General features: G+C 72.9%; 20 protein-coding genes. 6 read left to right on the forward strand and 14 right to left on the reverse strand.

All coding sequences use genetic code 11. From position 1 onward, the window contains the following. Window positions 1-180 precede the first annotated feature (180 nt). Window positions 181-1,143 (forward strand): DUF4190 domain-containing protein, encoded by a 963-nt coding sequence (locus U870_RS23250; RefSeq protein WP_025158415.1) that lies wholly within the window; start codon window positions 181-183, stop codon window positions 1,141-1,143. A gap of 81 nt (window positions 1,144-1,224) precedes the next feature. On the opposite strand, the gene U870_RS0116150 is transcribed toward U870_RS23250, so the two are convergent. Then, on the reverse strand, window positions 1,225-1,554 hold the full coding sequence (locus tag U870_RS0116150) for a YciI family protein (RefSeq protein ID WP_025158416.1): 330 nt from the start codon (window positions 1,552-1,554) through the stop codon (window positions 1,225-1,227). A gap of 163 nt (window positions 1,555-1,717) precedes the next feature. Here U870_RS0116150 and U870_RS0116155 point away from each other — a divergent pair, with 163 nt between their 5' ends. After that, entirely contained in the window at window positions 1,718-2,659 is a 942-nt protein-coding gene (locus U870_RS0116155; RefSeq protein WP_025158417.1) for a siderophore-interacting protein, read from the forward strand. 34 nt (window positions 2,660-2,693) lie between these two features. Here the strand turns inward: U870_RS0116155 and lepB are convergent, their stop codons facing one another. Beyond that, on the reverse strand, window positions 2,694-3,428 hold the full coding sequence (gene lepB, locus U870_RS0116160; protein ID WP_025158418.1) for a signal peptidase I: 735 nt from the start codon (window positions 3,426-3,428) through the stop codon (window positions 2,694-2,696). A gap of 157 nt (window positions 3,429-3,585) precedes the next feature. Between lepB and U870_RS0116165 the strand changes: the two genes are divergently transcribed. Together U870_RS0116165 and U870_RS0116170 are read left to right on the forward strand one after the other, a co-directional pair. After that, complete coding sequence (locus U870_RS0116165; protein WP_025158419.1) at window positions 3,586-4,986, forward strand: M23 family metallopeptidase; 1,401 nt, start codon at window positions 3,586-3,588, stop codon at window positions 4,984-4,986. 79 nt (window positions 4,987-5,065) lie between these two features. Next, window positions 5,066-6,400: a maltokinase N-terminal cap-like domain-containing protein gene (locus tag U870_RS0116170; protein WP_025158420.1), complete on the forward strand. Its 1,335-nt coding sequence runs from the start codon at window positions 5,066-5,068 to the stop codon at window positions 6,398-6,400. A gap of 18 nt (window positions 6,401-6,418) precedes the next feature. On the opposite strand, the gene U870_RS0116175 is transcribed toward U870_RS0116170, so the two are convergent. From U870_RS0116175 to paaA, 9 genes are all read right to left on the reverse strand, one after another. Continuing rightward, entirely contained in the window at window positions 6,419-7,666 is a 1,248-nt protein-coding gene (locus U870_RS0116175) for an MFS transporter (RefSeq protein WP_029947716.1), read from the reverse strand. Then, the gene (locus U870_RS0116180; protein ID WP_025158422.1) at window positions 7,663-8,283 is read right to left on the reverse strand and encodes a GntR family transcriptional regulator; all 621 of its coding nucleotides are present in this window, start codon (window positions 8,281-8,283) and stop codon (window positions 7,663-7,665) included. Before U870_RS0116180 ends, U870_RS0116175 begins: the two co-directional genes overlap by 4 nt. 93 nt (window positions 8,284-8,376) lie before the next feature. Continuing rightward, entirely contained in the window at window positions 8,377-9,759 is a 1,383-nt protein-coding gene (locus U870_RS0116185) for an LLM class flavin-dependent oxidoreductase (RefSeq protein ID WP_025158423.1), read from the reverse strand. Window positions 9,760-9,924: 165 nt separating this feature from the next. Then, on the reverse strand, window positions 9,925-10,695 hold the full coding sequence (locus tag U870_RS0116190; RefSeq protein ID WP_025158424.1) for an enoyl-CoA hydratase/isomerase family protein: 771 nt from the start codon (window positions 10,693-10,695) through the stop codon (window positions 9,925-9,927). An 8-nt stretch (window positions 10,696-10,703) separates the two neighbouring features. Next, complete coding sequence (paaE, locus tag U870_RS0116195; RefSeq protein WP_025158425.1) at window positions 10,704-11,810, reverse strand: 1,2-phenylacetyl-CoA epoxidase subunit PaaE; 1,107 nt, start codon at window positions 11,808-11,810, stop codon at window positions 10,704-10,706. A 10-nt stretch (window positions 11,811-11,820) separates the two neighbouring features. Continuing rightward, the gene (gene paaD / locus U870_RS0116200; protein WP_025158426.1) at window positions 11,821-12,315 is read right to left on the reverse strand and encodes a 1,2-phenylacetyl-CoA epoxidase subunit PaaD; all 495 of its coding nucleotides are present in this window, start codon (window positions 12,313-12,315) and stop codon (window positions 11,821-11,823) included. Continuing rightward, a complete protein-coding gene (gene paaC / locus U870_RS0116205) occupies window positions 12,309-13,142 on the reverse strand; it encodes a 1,2-phenylacetyl-CoA epoxidase subunit PaaC (RefSeq protein ID WP_025158427.1) in 834 nt (277 codons plus the stop codon). Before paaC ends, paaD begins: the two co-directional genes overlap by 7 nt. After that, window positions 13,139-13,426: a 1,2-phenylacetyl-CoA epoxidase subunit PaaB gene (gene paaB / locus U870_RS0116210; RefSeq protein WP_025158428.1), complete on the reverse strand. Its 288-nt coding sequence runs from the start codon at window positions 13,424-13,426 to the stop codon at window positions 13,139-13,141. The genes paaC and paaB overlap by 4 nt, the downstream gene beginning before the upstream one ends. Beyond that, window positions 13,423-14,418: a 1,2-phenylacetyl-CoA epoxidase subunit PaaA gene (paaA, locus tag U870_RS0116215; RefSeq protein ID WP_029947717.1), complete on the reverse strand. Its 996-nt coding sequence runs from the start codon at window positions 14,416-14,418 to the stop codon at window positions 13,423-13,425. Before paaA ends, paaB begins: the two co-directional genes overlap by 4 nt. Before the next feature lie 89 nt (window positions 14,419-14,507). Here paaA and U870_RS0116220 point away from each other — a divergent pair, with 89 nt between their 5' ends. Beyond that, window positions 14,508-15,158 carry a TetR/AcrR family transcriptional regulator gene (locus U870_RS0116220; protein WP_025158430.1) on the forward strand — a complete coding sequence of 217 codons (651 nt, stop codon included), beginning with the start codon at window positions 14,508-14,510 and terminating at the stop codon, window positions 15,156-15,158. A 117-nt stretch (window positions 15,159-15,275) separates the two neighbouring features. Here U870_RS0116220 and paaZ read toward each other — a convergent pair whose 3' ends face one another. Beyond that, entirely contained in the window at window positions 15,276-17,438 is a 2,163-nt protein-coding gene (paaZ, locus tag U870_RS0116225; protein ID WP_081815324.1) for a phenylacetic acid degradation bifunctional protein PaaZ, read from the reverse strand. A gap of 48 nt (window positions 17,439-17,486) precedes the next feature. Here paaZ and U870_RS0116230 point away from each other — a divergent pair, with 48 nt between their 5' ends. Next, entirely contained in the window at window positions 17,487-17,900 is a 414-nt protein-coding gene (locus tag U870_RS0116230) for a PaaI family thioesterase (RefSeq protein WP_025158432.1), read from the forward strand. Here U870_RS0116230 and U870_RS0116235 read toward each other — a convergent pair. Together U870_RS0116235 and U870_RS0116240 are read right to left on the reverse strand one after the other, a co-directional pair. Further along, the gene (locus tag U870_RS0116235; RefSeq protein WP_240183729.1) at window positions 17,875-18,804 is read right to left on the reverse strand and encodes a 3-hydroxyacyl-CoA dehydrogenase family protein; all 930 of its coding nucleotides are present in this window, start codon (window positions 18,802-18,804) and stop codon (window positions 17,875-17,877) included. The two genes, U870_RS0116230 and U870_RS0116235, sit on opposite strands and share 26 nt — an antisense overlap. Continuing rightward, window positions 18,801-19,535 carry an enoyl-CoA hydratase/isomerase family protein gene (locus U870_RS0116240; protein ID WP_025158434.1) on the reverse strand — a complete coding sequence of 245 codons (735 nt, stop codon included), beginning with the start codon at window positions 19,533-19,535 and terminating at the stop codon, window positions 18,801-18,803. The genes U870_RS0116235 and U870_RS0116240 overlap by 4 nt, the downstream gene beginning before the upstream one ends.

A 19,535-nucleotide genomic window follows, 5' to 3' on the forward strand; every position in this document is an offset into this window, starting at 1 on the left:
GCGGGTTCGCAGGAGGCTCTCGGCCGGTCGTACGGCGGTTACGACAGGGCGACGGTCTCCACGGCGCGCGGTCCCGGGCTTGGGGAAGCGGGCCATCCCTCCGTAGACTTGCAAGGCCGTGCCGGGGGTCACGTCATCCCGGGCGGTCCGTTCGAGCCATTCACCAGAAGCGAGACTCCCGTGACGACGACCCCACCCGAACCCGACGGCGTCCAGCCGAACCCTGCACCCGCGGACGCGCAGACGCCCCCGGCGACCGAGCCCCCCGTTCCCGAGGTTCCGGCCGCTGCCGACGTCCCGGCCGCTGCCGACACCCCGGCCGCTGAGACGGCCGCGTTCCCCGCGACCCCGGACCAGCCCGCCGTGCCGGAGGCGCCCGCGTACTCCGCACCCGTCGCACCGGAGGCGCCCGGCTACGCTGCGCCCGCGGCAGCACCGGGGTACGTGGCGGCTCCGCCCGCCCCGTCGGCCGCCGGTGGCCCCGGAGTCCCGCCGTACCAGCCGTACGCCGCGCCCGCGCCGTCCAACGGCACGACCAACGTGCTCGCGATCGTCGCCTTCGTCGCGTCGTTCTTCGTGAACATCGTCGGCGTCGTCTGCGGCCACATCGCCCTCAGCCAGATCAAGCGGACCGGCGAGAAGGGCCGCGGCTTCGCCCTGGCCGGCCTCATCATCGGGTACGTCAGCATCGTGATCACCGTGGTCGCCGTGACGTTCACCATCATCGTGTCGGTGGCGAGCGGGCTGGCCGTCGCCAACGCGGTCCGCAGCCTGCCCACCGACCTGCCGACGGACTCGTCCAACGACGTCGCTCTGACGGTCGACTGCGCGCGCCTCTCCACGGCCGCCGACAGCCTCATCCCGGTGCTCAACGAGCAGATCCCGAACCTGGCCACCGACCTGGCCACGGCCCAGACGCAGATCGTGGCCGCCTTCGACGCGTTCACCGCTGCGACCGCCGGTCTCAGCGACCCCGACCTGTCGTCGGAGCTCGACGCGTTCAACGGCGACGTCGAGACGTTCAAGGCCGACCTGAACACGTACATCGCGACGCCGGAGGCCGACCGCGACTCGACGCAGCTCGAGGACGACGTCAACGCCATCAGCGACCAGTTCGACACGCTCGGCTCGTACTGCGGCTGAGACCGCGCGCGTGACGGAGGGCCGGGCGGCATGGTTCCGCCCGGCCCTCCGCCGTCCCTGCGGCCGCGATGGCCGGGCCTGCTACTCCCAGACCATGAACGGGCGCAGCTCGAGCTGGCCGTTGCGGGCCATCGGGTGGCGGGCCGCGATCTCGACCGCCTCGTCCATCGAGTCGCACTCGAGGATGTCGAACCCGCAGATCCACTCCTTCGACTCGGCGAAGGGGCCATCGGTCACGTAGCGCTTGCCGCCGCGCACCTTCACGACGCGGGAGGCCGCCGGCGGTTCGAGCGCGTCACCGGTGACCCGGGCGCCCGAGCCGTCGAACTCGTCGACCCACAGCTCCACGTCGGACTCGTCCTTCGGGCTGTCGGGGGTCGCCGAGGTCACCACGAACATCATGTACTTCATCGTCCTGTCCTTTCGATCGGGGACGTGCACCCGGAGGTCGAACGGGCGTCGGCTCGGTCGACATTCTGCCGTGAGGATGCCAGGAACGGGAGAGGCGGAACCGGTTAGTGTAGCCTTACCTAAGTACCCAGATCGTGCCTGCGTCGGAAGGATCCGTGCCCGCGTGACCGCCATCGCCCCACCGCGGACGGACCGCCCCGCCTACCGCCCCTACCGCGCACGCGTCTCGGCGATCCGCCCGCTCAGCCCGCACTTCACCCGAGTGAGCTTCCGCTGCGACGCCTTCGAGCACTTCGGCACCGAAGGGCTCGACCAGCGGATCAAGCTGATCTTCCCGCTGGCCGACGGCACCTTCTCGGACCTCGGCCTCGACGACGAGGCCGCGCAGGCCGCCGGCGACTGGTACGAGCGGTGGCGTGCCCTTCCCGCGCACCGGCAGAACCCGTTCCGCACCTACACGGTGCGTGTCTCCGACCCGGCCGATCGCCGCGTCGACATCGACTTCGTCGCCCACGGCGACGGCGGTCCGGCCGCGCGCTGGCTGCTGGCGGCCTCCTCCGGGGACGAGCTCGTCATCGTCGGCCCCGACGCCCGCAGCGCCACCACCGGCGTCGGCATCGACTGGCAGCCCGCCGACTGCAGGGACCTGCTCATCGTCGGGGACGAGACCGCGGCGCCCGCGATCGCCGGCATCCTCGCCTCCCGTCCGGCCGACTGCCGCGCCCGCGTCTTCATCGAGGTGCCGTCCGCGGACGACGCCCTGCCGCTCGACGCCCCCGCGGGGGTGACGGTCACCTGGCTCGCCCGCGGCGACGCCGAGAACGGGAGCGCGCTCCTCCCGGCGGTCGAGGGATGGCTGGCCGACAACCCCGCGATCGTCGCCCGGGCCGCCGCGGGCGCCGAGCAGGCCCTCGACGACGTGGATGTCGACCGCGACATCCTCTGGGAGCTGCCGGAGCGCACCAGCGTCGGCTTCTACGCCTGGATCGCGGGGGAGTCCGCCGCCGTGAAGACACTGCGGCGCCTGCTGGTGCGCGGGCACGGGATCGATCGGCACCGGGTGGCGTTCATGGGCTACTGGCGTCTCGGCCGCGCCGAGAACTGACCCGGCCTGAGCGGACTCTCAGGCGCGGGGCGCGTCACTTCTTGCGCTGGTCCTCGACGCCGGCGAAGGTCTCCGGGTAGTCGCTGAGCCACGACCAGTGGCCGACCGGCCAGCTGATGACGAAGGCCTTGCCGACGACGTCGTCCATCGGCACGAACCCGTGACCCGGGTCGTCCATGTGATAGCGGGAGTCGGCCGAGTTGTAGCGGTTGTCGCCCATCACCCAGACATGCCCCGCGGGGACGGTGACCGTGAACGGCTTGCCGGAGACCTGCTGCACGCCCGCGGGAAGCAGCACGTACGGCTCCTTCAGCGGAACGCCGTTCACGCTCATCTGCCCGAGCGCGTTGCAGCAGGTGATCGTGTCGCCGGGGAGGCCGATCAGCCGTTTCACCAGATGCTGATCGCTGTCGGAGGCGCCCAGGCCCACGAAGTCGAGCACCGCGCCGACGCCCTGCTGGAGAGCGTTCCCGGTGCTGGGGGCCGGAGCGGGGAGCCAGCCGCCCGGATCCTTGAACACGACGACATCGCCCCGCTGGAGGGGGAACAGGCGCGGCTGGAGCTCGTTGACGATGATGCGGTCGTTGATCTGCAGCGTGTTCTCCATCGACCCGGAGGGGATGTAGAACGAGCGGGCGACGAACGTCTTGATCAGGAACGAGACGAGCACGGCGACGACGAAGATGACGACAACATCCCGCAGGAGCGACTTCCACCCGGACTTGCGTGCAGAGCGGCGCGGGCGGGTCGTGGCAGTGCTGTCGGTCACAATGCCTCACCGTACCGTGCGCAGGCTGTGAGCCGCATCCGATCCGGGAGCCGAGTCTTGTCGCGGGGCGGACGCGGTGAGAGCATCGGAACACGGGCGTGCGCCGTGTTCGGCGCCGGCCCGCGTGATCATGGAGAGCGCGCAGCGACGTCGGCGGGTGGGGTCACGACGCGGGAGGCCGCGCCGCGGTCGTCCGCCGCGCATCGCGCCCCTGCTCGCCCTCGCCGTTGCCCTCGCCTTCGGCGCCCTCGGGACCGTCGCCGCGCCGACGTCGGCCGCCTCGGCGCAGGGATGCGCGGCGGCGGGCTGTGCGACGCCGGACGACGGTTCCCCGGGACCGACCGACGCCCCGGAACCCGATACTCCGACACCCGATCCCACGGCGCCCGACCCCGCGGGCACCCCCACCCCGGGCCCCACCTCCACGCCGACCCCGACGCCCACCCCGGATCCGACCGGCACGCCGACGCCCACACCGACGCGGCCCCCGACCGGCACACCGACGCCGACCCCCAGCACTGCGCCCGCGCCGACCGACGACATCCCCCTCGCCGTCCCGGATCCGGGGTCCGGCCCGAGCATCGACGCCGCCGAGGTCGCTCAGGCCTCTCAGCTCGCAAGCGACCTCGCCACGGCCCAGGAGGCACTGGCCACGGCATCCGAGCAGGCGCGGGAGGCCCAGCGCGAGCAGGAGCAGGCCCGAGCGCAGGCCGATGCCCTCGACACGCAGGCGACGGCGGCCTCGAAGCGGGCGGCCTCGTCGGCGGCCGCCGCCGCGGCGCTGGTGCGGTCGGCGGTGTCGCGCGGCCCGACCGCCGATCCCCTCTCGGCCGTGTTGAGCGGACCGGGAGATCTGCTGGGCAAGCTCGGCGCGGCGTCCCGGTTGCAGACCCTGTCGGCCGACGGCGAGCGGACGATCCGGGCCGCGAGCGCCGACGCCCGGGCCGCGAGCGCCGCCCGCGCCAAGGCCGACCGCGCCGACCAGGCGCTGACCGCGGTCGACGTCGCCGGGAGCGAGCAGACGGTCGCCGCGGCTCAGACCCGCGTCGACCTCGCGGTCGCCGCGTTGGCCGCGGTGCCGACGGTGCTGTCCGCGGATGCGGGCTGGCGGACGCTCACCGTCGATCCGTCGCTCATCCCGGACGGCTGGACCCTGCCGGTCCACGGACCGCTGACCGACGGCTTCGGCCCCCGGCCGTCGCGACCGGCCGGCACGGCCCTGTTCCACCCCGGCGACGACATCGGCGCGGACTGCGGCACCACGATCGTGGCGGCGGCCGCCGGGACCGTGGTCGACGCCGGGCCGAACGGCTCGTACGGCAACTTCATCCTCATCGACCACGGGGGCGGAGTGCAGACCGCGTACGGCCACATCCGGGACGGCGGGATCGGCGTCGCCGTCGGCCAAGTGGTCGCCGCGAGGCAGGCGATCGCCCAGGTCGGTTCGACGGGCGCCTCCACCGGCTGCCACCTGCACCTGGAGGTGCGGGTGAATGGCCTCCAGATCGACCCCATGCCCTTCTTCGCCGCCCGCGGAGTGCGGATCGGCACCCGCTGAGGCGGCCCTCCGCGCGTGGATCCTGCGTGTTCGCCGGTTGTTCTCGGCACGGTCGCCGGGTGGGCGTAGCGTGCAAGGCATGTCCGAACTCACGGAGCTCGTCGGGTCATGGATGCGGCGCCAACGGTGGTATTCGACCAAGAGCGTCGAACCGCGCCTGCGCCTCCTCGCCTCTTTCGAGATCGAACCGGCCGAGCCCGGACTGCGGATCGTGACCCATTTCTTCTGCGACGACGCCCCGCGCACGCCGCGGGTGTACCAGGTGCCGGTCGTCGCGCGCTCCGATCGCGACGGCGATGCCGCCGCCCTGATCGGGGAGGCGGGCGGGCGCTACCTCTACGACGGGCCGACCGAGGAGGCGTACGTCGCCGCCCTGATCGGCCTGATGACCGGGGCGGAGCAGTCGGAGGGCCGCCACGCCCACGCGCAGGGGCACACGCTCGGCGAGCGCATCGAGGTGCGCTCCTCCCGCCGTCTGACCGGCGAGCAGTCGAACACCTCCATCGTGGCCGAACTCGATGGCGACCGGCTCGCGCTGGTCAAGGTGTTCCGTGTGGTGCAGGACGGGGAGAACCCCGACGTCTCGACGCTGGCAGCTCTCACGGCCGGCGGGTCCCGGCGGACGCCGGCGCTGCTCGGCTGGGTGACCGGCGAGTGGCCGTCCGCGAGCGGGGAGCGGGCGAGCGGGGAGCTCGCCCTGATGCAGGACTTCGTGCAGGGCGCCGAGGACGGCTGGGAGCTCGCCGTCGCCGCGGCCGAGCAGGGGGAGGACTTCGCCGAGCGGGCGTTCGACCTGGGCCGGGGCACCGCCGAGCTGCACCGTCAGCTGGCGCGCGAGCTGCCGACCCGCCGCGCGGGTGCCGACGATGTGCGTCTCGCCCTCGACGCGATGTTCCGCCGGCTCACCACCACGACGACCGAGGTGCCCGACGTGGAGCGACTCCGCCCCGGCATCGCCGCCGTCTACGAGGAGGCCGCCGCCGCACCCCTGCCGGTGCTGCAGCGCATCCACGGCGACCTGCACCTCGGCCAGGTGCTGCACGCTCCCGACCGCGGCTGGCAGTTCATCGACTTCGAGGGCGAGCCGCTGCGCCCGCTGGCCGAGCGCAGCCTCCCCGACTCCACGATGCGGGACGTCGCCGGGATGCTCCGCTCGTTCGACTACGTCGCCGGGTCGCTCGCCCAGCGCCGGCCGCCGGTCGACGCCACGGCGTGGGCCGCACGGGCCCGTGACGCCTACCTCGAGGGGTACGGCACGGTCGCGGCGGCCGAGCTGGAGGAGCACCACGCGCTGCTCGACGCGTTCGAGCTCGACAAGGCCGTCTACGAGGTGGCGTACGAGGCCCGCCACCGCCCGGCCTGGATCCCGATCCCCTTGCGCGCGGTCGAGCGGCTGCTGGCGACCCGCGTCTGAGCTGCCGTCACGCCGCTGTCACGCCTCCGCGGTGCGCGGCAGGTGCTTCGTGTTCGAGGCGAGCAGTGCGATCGCGGACAGCGCGGACAGCACGATCAGCGCGAGGAACAGCCCGACGGTCGACAGGGGAGGGGTGAGCGCCGCCATGATGGTCGGCACCAGGAACCCGGCGTAGGCGACGGCGTAGAACACGCCGGTGAGGCCGGCGAGGTCGCGCGGCGTCGCGATGCGCTGCACCTCCAGCAGCCCGGAGACGAGGGCGATGCCCATCCCGGCGCCGAGGACCACGGCCGCGACCACCCCGAGTGCGAGGGAGCGGGAGACGACGGCCCCGGTGAGCACGATCAGGCCGCCGCCGATGGTCGCGAGCGCCGCGACAAGTCCGCGGGCGCTGGAGACGGAGTGCAGCCGTTTGGCGATCGGCTGCACCAGGGAGGCGACGCCGAGCGCGATCACGGTCAGGATCGTCGCGTAGCCGAGCCCCCAGTCGCCGGTCTCGGCGCTGAGCAGCACGGGCAGGTAGCCGTAGGCGAGGGCGGCCGCGGCGAAGATCCACGGGGCGGCGACCAGCACCACCCGGCGGAAGCGCTTGTGCCCGGCGGCCGGGATGCGCAGCTGCGCGAGCAGCGGGCCGCGCTCGCCGCCGGTCGTGGCCGTCTCGGGGATGCGCAGCACGATCCAGGCGAGCGGCAGGGTCAGCGCGATGTGGACGGCGAACGGGAGTTCCTCGCCGAAGGCCGTGAACTGCGCGATGCCCCCGGCCACCAGCGCGCCGGCCGCCGAGCCGAGCGTGAAGGCGAGGGAGGCGCGGCGGGCTCCGGCCGCACCGTCGACGCCCGGCTCGAACCGCGCCGAGGAGACCTCCTTCATCCAGCTGGTGCCCACCGCCATCGCGATGCCCACGGTGACGCCGGACAGCAGCCGCCCGAGGTAGATCGGGGTCGGGCCGAGGGAGCCGAGGGCCAGTGCGGCGCTGGCGAGCATCGCCGTCACCACACCCGCAAACATCAGCGGCCGCCGGCCGTGCCGGTCGGAGAGCGCGCCGGCCACCAGCAGAGCCGGCGCGAGCCCCAGCACGTACACCCCGAGGAACATGTTGACGGTGAGTTCGGAGTAGTGCTGCACGTCCTTGTACATCAGCAGCAGCGGGCTGAACTGGTTGCCGCACCACGAGCAGACGAACATGACGGCGAAGACGCCGCGCCAGGGGGCTGAGGCGGGGCGGGTTCCGGGAGCGGTGCGGGGACGGAGGGTGTGCCGGCTCACAGGGCGCCCTGATTGCGCGCGATGTGCGTGCGCAGCAGCCCGGGGTAGTCGCCGCCGGAGCGGAGGGCGTCGAGCAGGGCCTCGTGGTCGGCGAGGGAGTCGGCCAGCGTCTCCGGCCGCACCCGGAACAGCTGGTGCCGGATCCGCTGCTGGCGGTCCCGCAGCAGGCCGTAGAAGTGGCCGGCGAGCTCGTTGCCCGACGCGTCCACGACGGCCGCGTGGAACCACTGGTCGGCCTCGACGAACCGTTCGACGTCGCTGTCGGCGAGGGCGGCGCGCTGCTCGGCCAGGGCATCCTCGAGCGCCGTGCGCAGTGTGTCGTCGGCTCCGCCTCCGTCGCGCACCCGGGCGGCGGCCGTGGCCTCGATCGCCTCGCGCAGGTCGAGCACGTTCTGCGCCTCGCGCGGTGACATCGGCACGACGACCGCACCGCGGCGCGGCTCCAGGGTGAGCAGCCCTTCGGCCGCCAAGCGCAGGAATGCCTCGTGCACCGGCGTGCGGCTCACGCCGATCTCGGCGCCGAGCTGCGCCTCGCTGAGCAGGGCGCCGCCGGGGGCCTCCCCGGAGAGGATGAGGCGTTTCGTGTGCGTGTAGGCGTGTTCGGCGGCGGGGATCATGCGTCCAGTGTACGCCTTGCATGCAAGCTTGCGTGCAAGGCCGAGTCGCCGCCGCGTCGAGTCAGCGCCGCGCCGAACCGCCGCCGCCCCGGATCAGTCCTGCGCCGGCGACCCGATCCGGTACTTCGCCGCGCGATGCGTCTCCGCCACCCGGTCGCCCGCCCCGTGCAGCTTGTGGCGCAGCGAGCCCGGCACGTAGTCGGTCGGGTAGGCGCCGCGCTTCTGCAGCTCCGGGATGACGAACTCCACGACGTCCTCGAACGTTCCGGGGGTGATCGCGTAGGCGAGGTTGAACCCGTCCACGTCCGTCTCCTCGACCCACTCCTGCAGCTGGTCGGCGATCTCTGCTCCCGAACCGACGATGAAGGGGCCCAGGCCGCCGATGGCGCCGTTGCGGCCGATGTCGCGGACGGTCCACTCGCCGCCGTCCTCGTTCGGGCGCTGGAAGTTGGCGACGGCAGACTGGATGGCGTTGCTCTGCACGTTGCCGATCGGCTCGTCCAGGTCGTACTGCGACAGGTCGACGCCCATCCAGCCCGACATGAAGACCAGGGCGCCCTCGTCGCTGGTGTACTGCAGGAAGTCCTGGAACTTGGCCTGCGCCTTCTCGGGGGTCGCGTCCGTGATCACCGTCAGCAGCGTGTAGATCCGGGCGGCGTAGCGGTCGCGGCCGGCGGCCTCCAGCGCGTCCCGCAGCTTCGCGACGGTCTCCTTCAGCCCCTCCTTGGTGGAGGCGGCGACGAAGATGGCCTCCGCGTTCTCGGCCGCGAAGCTGATGCCGCGCTTCGACGCGCCGGCCTGGTAGATCACCGGCGTGCGCTGCGGGCTCGGCTCGGAGAGGTGGATGCCCGGCACCGTGAAGTGCTTGCCGCTGTGGCCGATCTCGTGCACCTTGGCCGGGTCGGTGAAGACGCCCGCCTCACGGTTCCGGACGACCGCGTCGTCCTCCCACGATCCCTCCCACAGCTTGTAGAGCACCTCCAGGTACTCGTCGGCGTGGTCGTAGCGATCGTCGTGCTCCAGCTGGTCGTCGTGGCCCATGTTGCGCGCGGCCGACGGGAGGTAGCCGGTGACGACGTTCCAGCCGACGCGCCCGTTGGTCAGGTGGTCGAGCGTCGACATGCGGCGGGCGAACGGGTAGGGGTGCTCGTAGGCGGTGCCCGCCGTGATCCCGAATCCGAGGTTCTCCGTCACCAGCGCCATCGCCGAGACGAGCAGGATGGGGTCGTTGACCGGCACCTGCGCCCCGTGCCGGATCGCGGCCTCGTTGTCGCCGCCGTACACGTCGTAGGTGCCGAGCACGTCGGCGATGAAGATCCCGTCGAACCTCCCGCGCTCCAGCAGCTTCGCCAGCTCGGTCCAGTACGTGAGGTCCTTGTACCGCCACGCCTGGTCGTCGGGGTGGCGCCACATCCCCGAGGCCTGGTGGGCGACGCAGTTCATGTCGAAGGCGTTGAAGCGGATCTGACGGGTCATGCGGTCCAGGATGCGGGATCATTCCCGTGCCCGCACCCCACCCGTAACCTCCCGTAACCCTCGCCGCTCCCGTGCCCCCCTGTCGAGTACGCACGTTCTCGGGTCCACCCGCGGCGTGTCGGGCGAGAATGTGCGTACTCGACGGGTGAGGGAGAGGCGGCGGGGTCAGTGCCCCGTGAACGTCGCCCGGCGTTTCTGCTGGAAGGCGGCGAAGCCCTCGCGGTAGTCGGCGGTGTCACGGAGGGCCGCCTGGGCGGTGTTCTCGGCGGTGACGGACGACCAGAGGTCCAGCGCGCCGTCGCGCAGGCCGGCGACGATGCGCTTGCTCGCGAGGAACGCCTGGGTCGCGCCGGTCGCGGCCGCCGTCGCTGCGGCCTCCACGGCCGCGTCGAGCTCGGTCGCGGGCAGCGCCCGGCTGAACAGCCCACCCGCGACGGCTTCGCCTCCGGAGAGCAGCCGGCCGGAGTAGATCAGGTCGAGGGCGCGGTGCGGGCCGAGGCGGGAGACGAGCAGCCAGTGGCCGCCGGAGTCGAGGGCGGCGCCGAGGGTGGCGAAGGGAGAGCCGATCTTGGCGTCCTCCGCGACCATCACCACGTCGGTCGCGACGAGCAGCCCGAGCCCGACGCCCAGGCAGGCGCCCTGCGCGGCGGCGAAGGTCGGGGCGGGGAACGCGCTGATGCGGCGCAGCAGCGGGGTCACGAGGCCGTCGAGGTAGCCGGTCACGTCGTCGGTGGCCGGATCGACCCCGGAGATGTCGCGGCCCGCGCAGAACGCCCGTCCGGCGCCACGCAGCACGAGGGCGCGCACGCCCGCCTCCTCTGCAGACGCGTACGCGGCGTCGAGGGCGCGGAGGTCGTCGGGACCGAGCGCGTTCAACCGCTCGGGCGCGTTCAACGTGACGCGGGCGACCCCGTCGTCGATGGCCAGCTCGATCATGGCGCTCCTCACACGTCGTAGTCGACGACGACCCGGTCGGTCAGCGGGTGGGACTGGCAGGTGAGCACGTAGCCGCGCTCCAGCTCCTCGGGTTCGAGGGCGTAGTTCTCGGTCATCCGCACATCGCCGTCGAGCAGCCGGGCCCGGCAGGTGCCGCAGACGCCGCCGGTGCAGGCGAACGGCACGTCCGGCCGCACTCGCAGGGCCGCGTTGAGCACGGACTCGTTCGCGTCGACCGGGGTCGTCACGCTCGAGGTGGTGCCGTCGAGGGTGAACTCGATCTCGGCGGTGCGCTCGCCGTCGTGCACCACCACCGGGTGGCCCACGTCGCCGCGCACCTCGGCGGGCTCGCCCGTGGTGAACAGCTCGAAGTGGACGCTCGCGCGCGGCACCCCCGAGGACTCCAGCACGTCCCGGCACAGCTGGACGAGCTCGAACGGCCCGCAGAGGAACCACTCGTCGACGGTGTCCGGCGGCAGAAGGGTGTCGAGCATCCGCCGCAGCCGCTCCTCGTCGATCCGCCCCGACAGCAGGGGTGCGGAGCGCTGCTCGCGCGAGAGCACGTGGTGCAGGGCGAGCCGGGCGGGGAAGCGGTCCTTCAGGTCGGCGAGCTCCTCCAGGAACATCACGTCGATCGCCGTGCGGTTCGTGTACACGAGCGTGAACCGGGAGGTCGGGGAGGTGGTGAGCACGCTGGTCGCCAGCGCCATGAGCGGTGTGATGCCGGACCCCGCCGCGATGCCCGCGATGTGGCGGCCGTCGAGCGCGCCGAGGTCCACCGTGAAGGTGCCCTGCGGGCTCATCACGTCGATCCGGTCCCCGGGCTTCAGCTCGCTCGTCGCCCAGGTGGAGAACGCCCCGCCGAGGTCCCGCTTGATCGCGACACTGATCCGGCCGTCGCGGTCGGGTGCGGCCGCGACCGGCGGCCGGCAGATCGAGTAGCTGCGGCGCAGCTCGCGCCCGTCGACCTCGGCACGCAGGGCGACGTGCTGGCCCGGCAGATAGTCGAAGTCGTCGCGCAGCTCGGGCGGCACGGCGAAGGTCACCTCGACACTGGCGGCGGTCAGCGGCCGCACCGCGGCGACCGCCAGCGTGTGGAAGCGTGCGCGGGCCATCAGCCGGCCCTCACAGCGCCTTGAAGTGGTCGAACGGTTCGCCGCATCCCTCGCAGACATAGAGCGCCTTGCAGGAGGTCGAGCCGAACCGTGACAGCTGCCGGGTGTTCAGCGAACCGCACTGCGGGCACTTCACGCCGAGCGTGAGACGCACCGGCCCGGTCGCGGCGGCGACACCGGTGGGCGGGGCGATGCCGTACTCCTCCAGCGCCGTCCGCCCGCTCGCGCTGATCCAGTCGGTGGTCCACGCGGGGGACAGCTCCAGGCGGACCCGCACGGCGTCGAACCCCGCACGGGCGAGGGCGCGCACGACGTCCTCACGGATCGTCTCCATCGCCGGGCAGCCGGAGTAGGTGGGCGTCATCACGACCTCCACGCCGTCGTCGGTGACGGTGACCGCGCGCAGGATGCCCAGGTCGTCGATGGTGAGCACAGGGACCTCCGGGTCGAGCACGGCGGCGGCCGCCTCCCAGGCCCGGTCGGCGTCGGCGAAGTGGTTCACCAGGACGCCCCCGGATGCTGTCGTGCGAGCACCTGCAGCTCGGCCAGCAGCGGCCCCAGGTACTCGGAGTGCCGGCCGCGCCTCCCGCCGCCCGCCGACGCGAACGTGGTGGGCGGCTCCAGCCGGGTCTCCTCCAGCACCGGTCCGAGGCTCTCGTCGAAGGCGGGCCGGAGGGTGGAGGGACGCACGGCGACGCCCTCCAGCCGATCGATCAGCGGCTCGTCCTGGAACAGCTCCGCGACGCTCGGCCAGACGTCGGCCAGGGCGACGACGGTGCGGCGGCGGGACTCGTCCGTGCCGAGCGCGAGACGCCGCATCCACTGATCGGCGTGGTCGCGGTGGTAGTCGACTTCCTTGACCGCCTTGGCGGCGACTCCCGCGAGCACCGGGTCGGCCGAGGCGCGCAGCCGCTCGTACAGCTCGACGAAGTAGTGGGAGGCCGCGAACTGCCGCACGATCGTATGCGCGAAGTCCCCGTTGGGCAGCTCGAACAGGTGCGCGGAGCGGAAGGCGTGCTCGTCGCGCCAGTACGCCAGGTCGTCCTCGCTGCGATCGGTGGCCGTGCCCGCGTACCGCAGCAGCGAGCGGGCGTGGCCGAGCAGGTCGAGGGCGATGTTGGCGAGCGCGACGTCCTCCTCCAGCTCGGGCGCGCGCGAGATCCACATCCCGAGCCGCTGGGCGAGCACGAGGGCGTCGTCGCCGAGCCAGAGGGCGTACTCGGCGACGTCGGGGGAGGCCGGTGCGTCGGACGAGACGAACTCATCCGACAGGGTGACCGTGCTCAGCTCGACGCGGCCGTGCCCGTCCTCGGATGCGGCTCCCGTGCTCACAGGTGCTTCACCCCCTCGCTCTCCGTGTAGTAGGTGGCGTGCCGGTAGTTCTTGCCCTCGGGGGAGGTGAAGAAGGCGTCCTTGGCGTCCGGATCGCTCGCCGTGATCGCGTCCGAGCGCACCACCCAGATCGAGACGCCCTCCCCGCGGCGGGTGTAGAGGTCGCGGGCGTTGCGCACCGCCATCTCCTCGTCGGGGGCGTGCAGCGAGCCGACGTGCACGTGGCTGAGCCCGCGGGAGGCGCGGACGAAGACCTCCCAGAGCGGCCACACCTCCGCGGTCATGCGGCGACCTCGCGAGCGGCGGTGCCGGCGGTGGCGCCGTCGGCGGCGTGCTTCGCGGCGTAGGCGGCCGCGGCCTCCCGCACCCAGGCGCCCTCCTCGTGGGCCTCGCGGCGGCGTTGCATCCGCTGGGCGTTGCACGGCCCGCGGCCGGCGATCACCTCGTGCAGCTCCGTCCAGTCGATCGGGCCGATCTCGTAGGACTGGCTCTCCTCGTCCCAGCGCAGCTGCGGGTCGGGCAGGCCGACCCCGAGGGCCTCGGCCTGCGGCACCAGCATCCCGACGAACCGCTGGCGCAGTTCGTCGTTCGAGAACCGCTTGATCTTCCACGCCATCGACCGCGCCGAGTTGGGGGACTCGGTGTCGGGAGGGCCGAACATCATCAGGGCGGGCCAGTACCAGCGGTCGACCGCGTCCTGGGCCATCCGCCGCTGTTCCGGTGTGCCGCGCATCAGCGTGAGCAGGATCTCGAACCCCTGCCGCTGGTGGAACGACTCCTCCTTGCAGATCCGCACCATCGCGCGGCCGTAGGGGGCGTAGGAGCAGCGGCACAGCGGCACCTGGTTGCAGATCGCGGCACCGTCGACCAGCCAGCCGATCGCGCCGATGTCGGCCCAGCTCAGCGTGGGGTAGTTGAAGATCGAGGAGTATTTGGCCGTCCCGGCGATCAGCTGCTCCGTCATCTCATCGCGGGAGACGCCGAGCGTCTGCGCGGCGGAGTAGAGGTAGAGGCCGTGGCCGGCCTCGTCCTGCACCTTCGCCATCAGGATCGCCTTGCGCTTCAGGCTCGGCGCCCGCGTGATCCAGTTCGCCTCCGGCTGCATCCCGATGATCTCGGAGTGCGCGTGCTGCGACATCTGCCGCACCAGGGTGCGGCGGTAGGCGTCGGGCATCCAATCGCGCGGCTCGATGCGCGCGTCGGCGGCGAGGAGCTCGTCGAAGCGGGCCTGGGGCTCGCGGTCGTCGTGCTCCACCGGTGTCTCGATGGCGGTCATCAGTCCCTCCGTCTCCGTCGACGCTCATTACTGACTGATCGTTCGTTCAGTATATCCTCGCGGTCACGAGTCGTGCCACACTGGGGCGCATGACCGAGACGCTGTCCACCGACGCCCCGTCCGGCGGCGCCCTGCCCGGTGACGCCCTGTCCGGCGGCGCCTCGCGTGCCGACGGTCTGCGCCGGGGCCGTCCGGGCTACGACCAGCGGGGCATCCTGGAGGTGGCGGTCGCCGCGTTCAACGAGCACGGCTACGACGCCACCTCGATCGGGATGCTGGCCGCGCGGCTCGGGCTGTCCAAGTCGGCGATCTACCACCATGTCGCCTCCAAGGACGAGCTGCTCGCGCTGGCGCTCGACGAAGCGCTCGACGGGCTGGAGGGGGTTCTGCGCTCCCCGGAGGCCACCGAGGGGCCGGCAGCGAGCCGGCTGGCGGCCGTGCTCCGCGGTGCCGTGCACGTGCTCGCCGAGCGTCAGCCGTACGTCACCCTGCTGCTGCGCGTCCGCGGCAACACCGAGGTCGAGCGCGCCGCGCTCGCCCGCCGCCGTGCCTTCGACCGTGCCGTCGCCGACCTCGTCGCCGAGGCGCAGGCCGAGGGCGCCCTCCGCACCGACGCCGACCCGGTCGTCGTCGCGCGCCTGCTCTTCGGCACGATCAACTCGCTCACCGAGTGGTACGACCCCGAGGGTCCGGTCACGCCCGACACCCTCGCCGACACCATCCTCGCCTTCGCCCTCTGACCCGCTCCCTCCGCGTCGCCACCCTCGCGACAGCGCACGCTTCACCCCTTCCGATGTGGACCACATGTGCGGTATGGCGCGCGCTTTCTCCACATTTGGTCCACATCGGCGGCGGGGCTATTCCTTCGCGACGAGGGTCAGGACGTCGTAGCTCGCGACCAGCTCGTCGCGCTGGTTGCGGATGCGGGCGTCCCAGCGCACCTCGCCGTAGTCGTCGGTCTCGCGCGGCGTGATCTGCTTGGCGGTGAGCGTCACCCGGATGCTGTCGCCCGGCACCACGGGTGTCAGGAACCGCAGCTCCTCGAGCCCGTAGTTGGCGAGCACCGGTCCCGGCGCCGGATCGACGAACAGCCCCGCCGCCCACGACACCAGCAGGTAGCCGTGGGCCACCCGGCCCGGGAAGAACGGGTTGGCCGCCGCGGCCTCCTCGTCCATGTGCGCGTAGAACGTGTCGCCGGTGAAGGTCGCGAACGCCTCGATGTCGTCGAGCGTGACGCGCCGGGAGGCGGAGGCGACCTGATCGCCGATGCGGAGCGTCGCGAGCGACTTGCGGAACGGGTGCGGTCCGTCCGCGGTCGACGCGGCGCCCTCGTGCCACACGCCGGTGACGGCGGTGAGCATGTCGGGCGATCCCTGGACGGCGGTGCGCTGCATGTGGTGCAGCACCGCACGGATGCCGCCGAGCTCCTCGCCGCCTCCCGCGCGGCCCGGGCCGCCGTGCACGAGGTGCGGCACGGGCGAGCCGTGGCCGGTGGAGGTGCGGGCGTCGTCGCGGTCGAGCAGCAGGATGCGGCCGTTGTAGGCGGCGGAGGCGAGCACGAGCTCGCGCGCGAAGCCGGCGTCGTGGGTGGCCGCGCTCGTCACCAGCGACCCGCCGCCGAGTGCGACCAGCTCTGCCGCCTCGGCGGGCGTGGCGTAGGACAGGATGCTCGCGACGGGCCCGAACGCCTCCACCGTGTGCGCCGCGGGGGTGCGCGGGTCGGCGAACCGCAGCAGCAGCGGGGCGACGAAGGCGCCGTCGGTCGCGATCCCTTCGCTTCCGTCGGCCCGGCGCACGACCGGGTCGCCCAGGGCCCCGACCACGATCTCGCCGCCCGCCTCGATGAGCCGGCCGACCTGCCGCAGCACCTCGTCGCGCTGGGCGCGGGAGGCGAGCGGTCCCATCGTGACGCCCTCCGCGCGCGGGTCCCCGACGACGACGCGTTCGGCGAGGCGGGTGCGCACCGCCTCGACCAGGGCGTCCTCGGTTCCGGCGGGCACGATGGCGCGGCGGATGGCCGTGCACTTCTGCCCGGCCTTCGCCGTCAGCTCCACGACCAGCTGCTTCGCGTAGGCGTCGAACTCCGGCGTCCCGGGCACCGCATCCGGGCCCAGCACCGAGGCGTTGATCGAGTCGGTCTCGCTGGTGAATCGCACGCCTCCGGTCTGGACGGCCGGATGGTCGCGCAGCGACTGCGCGGTCGAGGCCGACCCGGTGAACGCCACCAGGTCGCCGAGCCGCAGCGCGTCGAAGAGCCCGGGCACCGCTCCGCAGACCAGCTGCAGCGACCCCTCCGGCAGCAGCCCGCTCTCGACCAGGATGCCCACCATCGCCTCCGCGACGTACGCCGTCGGTGTCGCGGGCTTGGCCAGCGTCGGCATGCCGGCGAGGAACGACGGCGCGAACTTCTCCAGCAGCCCCCAGACCGGGAAGTTGAAGGCGTTGATCTGCACGGCCACCCCGGGCAGCCGGGTGTAGATGTGCTGACCGGAGAAGGAGCCGTCCTTCGACAGGGGCTCGGGAGGTCCGTCCACCACGACCTGCGCGTTCGGCAGTTCGCGCCGCCCCTTCGACCCGTAGGTGAAGAGGGCGCCGATGCCGCCGTCGACATCGATCCACGCGTCCGCGCGGGTGGCGCCCGCGCGGGCCGACGCGTCGTACAGCTCCTGCTTGCGCTCGGTGAGCGCCTGGGCGAACGCCTTGAGCAGCAGTGCGCGCTGGTGGAACGTCAGCGCGCCGAGCGCGGCCTGGCCGGCCGTGCGGGCGTGGTCGAGTGCGGCGGAGAGGTCGAGACCGGCCGCGCTCACGCGGGCCACGAGCTCCCCGGTGGAGGCGTCGAGCACGTCGGTCGCGCCGTGCGCTCCGGTGTCGGACGGCGTCCACCAGGCGCCGCGGACATAACTGGGCAGCACGGTGCTGGGCAGCACGGTGCTGGGCAGCACTGTGCTGGTCAGCTCGGTGCGGGTCGGCTCGGCGTCCGGCACCGTTGCACCGGGCGTGGAGGCAGCGGGTGGCGTCATCGGATTCCTCCTCGGGGAGCGGGCTCGGTCGACACGTATGCTGACGGCATGGTCGACGGAGACGCAGCTGGCGGATGGACGATCGAGCTCGGCGAGCTCGACGAGAAGATGGGTGTGCGCATCCTGGAGCAGTCGGCGGAGCGCGTCGTCGCGACGATGCCGGTCGAGGGCAACCGCCAGTCGTTCGGGTTGCTGCACGGCGGGGCGTCGGTCGCCTTCGCCGAGGCGCTCGGCTCGTGGGCGGCGGTCATCCATGCCGGCCCGGGCCGCAGCGCGGTGGGCGTCGACATCAACGCGACGCACCACAAGTCCGCGCGTTCCGGCCTCGTCACCGGGGTCGCGACGGCGATCCGGCTGGGTCGGACGATCGCGTCGCACGAGATCGTGGTCACGGATGAGAACGGCGACCGGCTCTGCACCGCGCGCATCACCAACCTCATCGTGGACGCTCCGGGGCGCTAGTCGCGCCGCCCCCTTCGGCCGGGCCTCCCGCGTCGGGCCAGGTGTAGAACCCACGCCCGGTCTTGCGCCCGAGCATCCCCTCGGCGACCATGCGGCGCAGCAGCGCGGGAGCCTCGAACCGCGGCCCGAGCTCGCGGGCCAGGTATTCGGCGATGTCGAGCCGCACGTCCAGGCCGACCAGGTCGGTGAGCCGCAGCGGCCCGACGGGATGCCGATAGCCCAGTTCCAAGGCCCGATCGATGTCCTCCGGAGATCCGACGCCGTCCTCGACCATCCGGATCGCCTCCAGCCCGAGCAGCACCCCGAGGCGCGAGGACGCGAAGCCCGGGGAGTCGCGCACGACGATGGCGGTCTTGCCGATCGCCGCCACCCACCCCGTCGCCGCCGCGATCGCGGAGGGGGCCGTCGCGGTTCCGGCGACCACCTCGACCAGGGCCGACGCCGGCACCGGGTTGAAGAAGTGCATCCCGACGAACCCGCCCGGCCGTCGCAGTGCGCGCGCCAAGCCGTCGATCGAGAGCGAGGAGGTGTTGGTCGCGAGCACCGCGTCGGGGTCGAGGAGGTCCTCGGCACGGCGCAGGGCGTCCGTCTTCAGCTCGGCCAGCTCCGGCACGGCCTCGACGACCAGGTGCGACCCCGCGAGCGCCTCCCACCGCGTCCCGACGACGAGCGCGTCGGGGTCGGGGCGCTGCTCGCCACGTTCGACGCCGGCCGACACCGAGCGCAGGATGCGGTCGCGGGCGGCGTCGGCCGCCGCCGCGTCGCGCTCGACGACCGCGACGCGCGAGCCCGCCATCAGGAACGCGTGCGCGATGCCCGTGCCCATCCGACCTCCGCCGACGACGCCCACCCGCTCCGGCACGCTGCCGGGCGCCGCCGCGGTCATCGGCGACGCCGCGGTCATCGTCGCCTCCGCTCGAGGAAGGCGGTCATCCGGCGGTGCTTCTCCGGCGACTCGAAGAGCACGGCCTGCGCCTCGCGCTCGGCGCGCGGATGCTCGGTCGCCGGGGCCGCCAGCACCTGCTTGGTGTACCGGGTCGCCAACGGGTCGTTCGCCGCGATGCGATCGGCGAGCGCGTGGGCGCCGGCCAGCAGGTCGTCGGGCTCGAACAGCTCCGACACCAGCCGCACGGCGAGGGCCTCCTCACCGGTGAGCACGCGCCCGGCCAGCACCATCTCCTTCGCCAGCGGCTCGCCCACCAGGCGGGGGAGCCGCCAGAGCGCCCCGGCCGCGGCGATGATCCCCAGCCCGGTCTCCGGGTTGCCGATCCGCAGCCGCGGGGTGCCGAGCCGGAAGTCCGCCGCGTATGCCAGTTCCGCACCGCCGCCGAGCGCGTAGCCGTCGAGGGCGGCGATCACCGGCATCGGCAGCTCCGCGATGCGGGTGAAGATCGTCGCGTTGATCGCGTGCCGCGCGTCGACGGCCGTGCGCTCGCGCAGCTCGGCGATGTCGGCTCCCGACGCGAAGACCCCGCCGGAGCCGATCAGGATGAGGAGGCGCGGATCGTCCTCGAGGGTCGCGCAGAGCTCGTGCAGCTCGTCGACCATCCGCTGGTCGATCGCGTTGCGCCGCTCGGGGCGGTCGAGCGTCGCGACCACCCGGTCGGCGCTCTCGGCGAGCCGCAGCGTCTCCAT

It is taken from the genome of Leifsonia aquatica H1aii, assembly GCF_000633535.1.
GTDB lineage: Bacteria > Actinomycetota > Actinomycetes > Actinomycetales > Microbacteriaceae > Leifsonia > Leifsonia aquatica_A.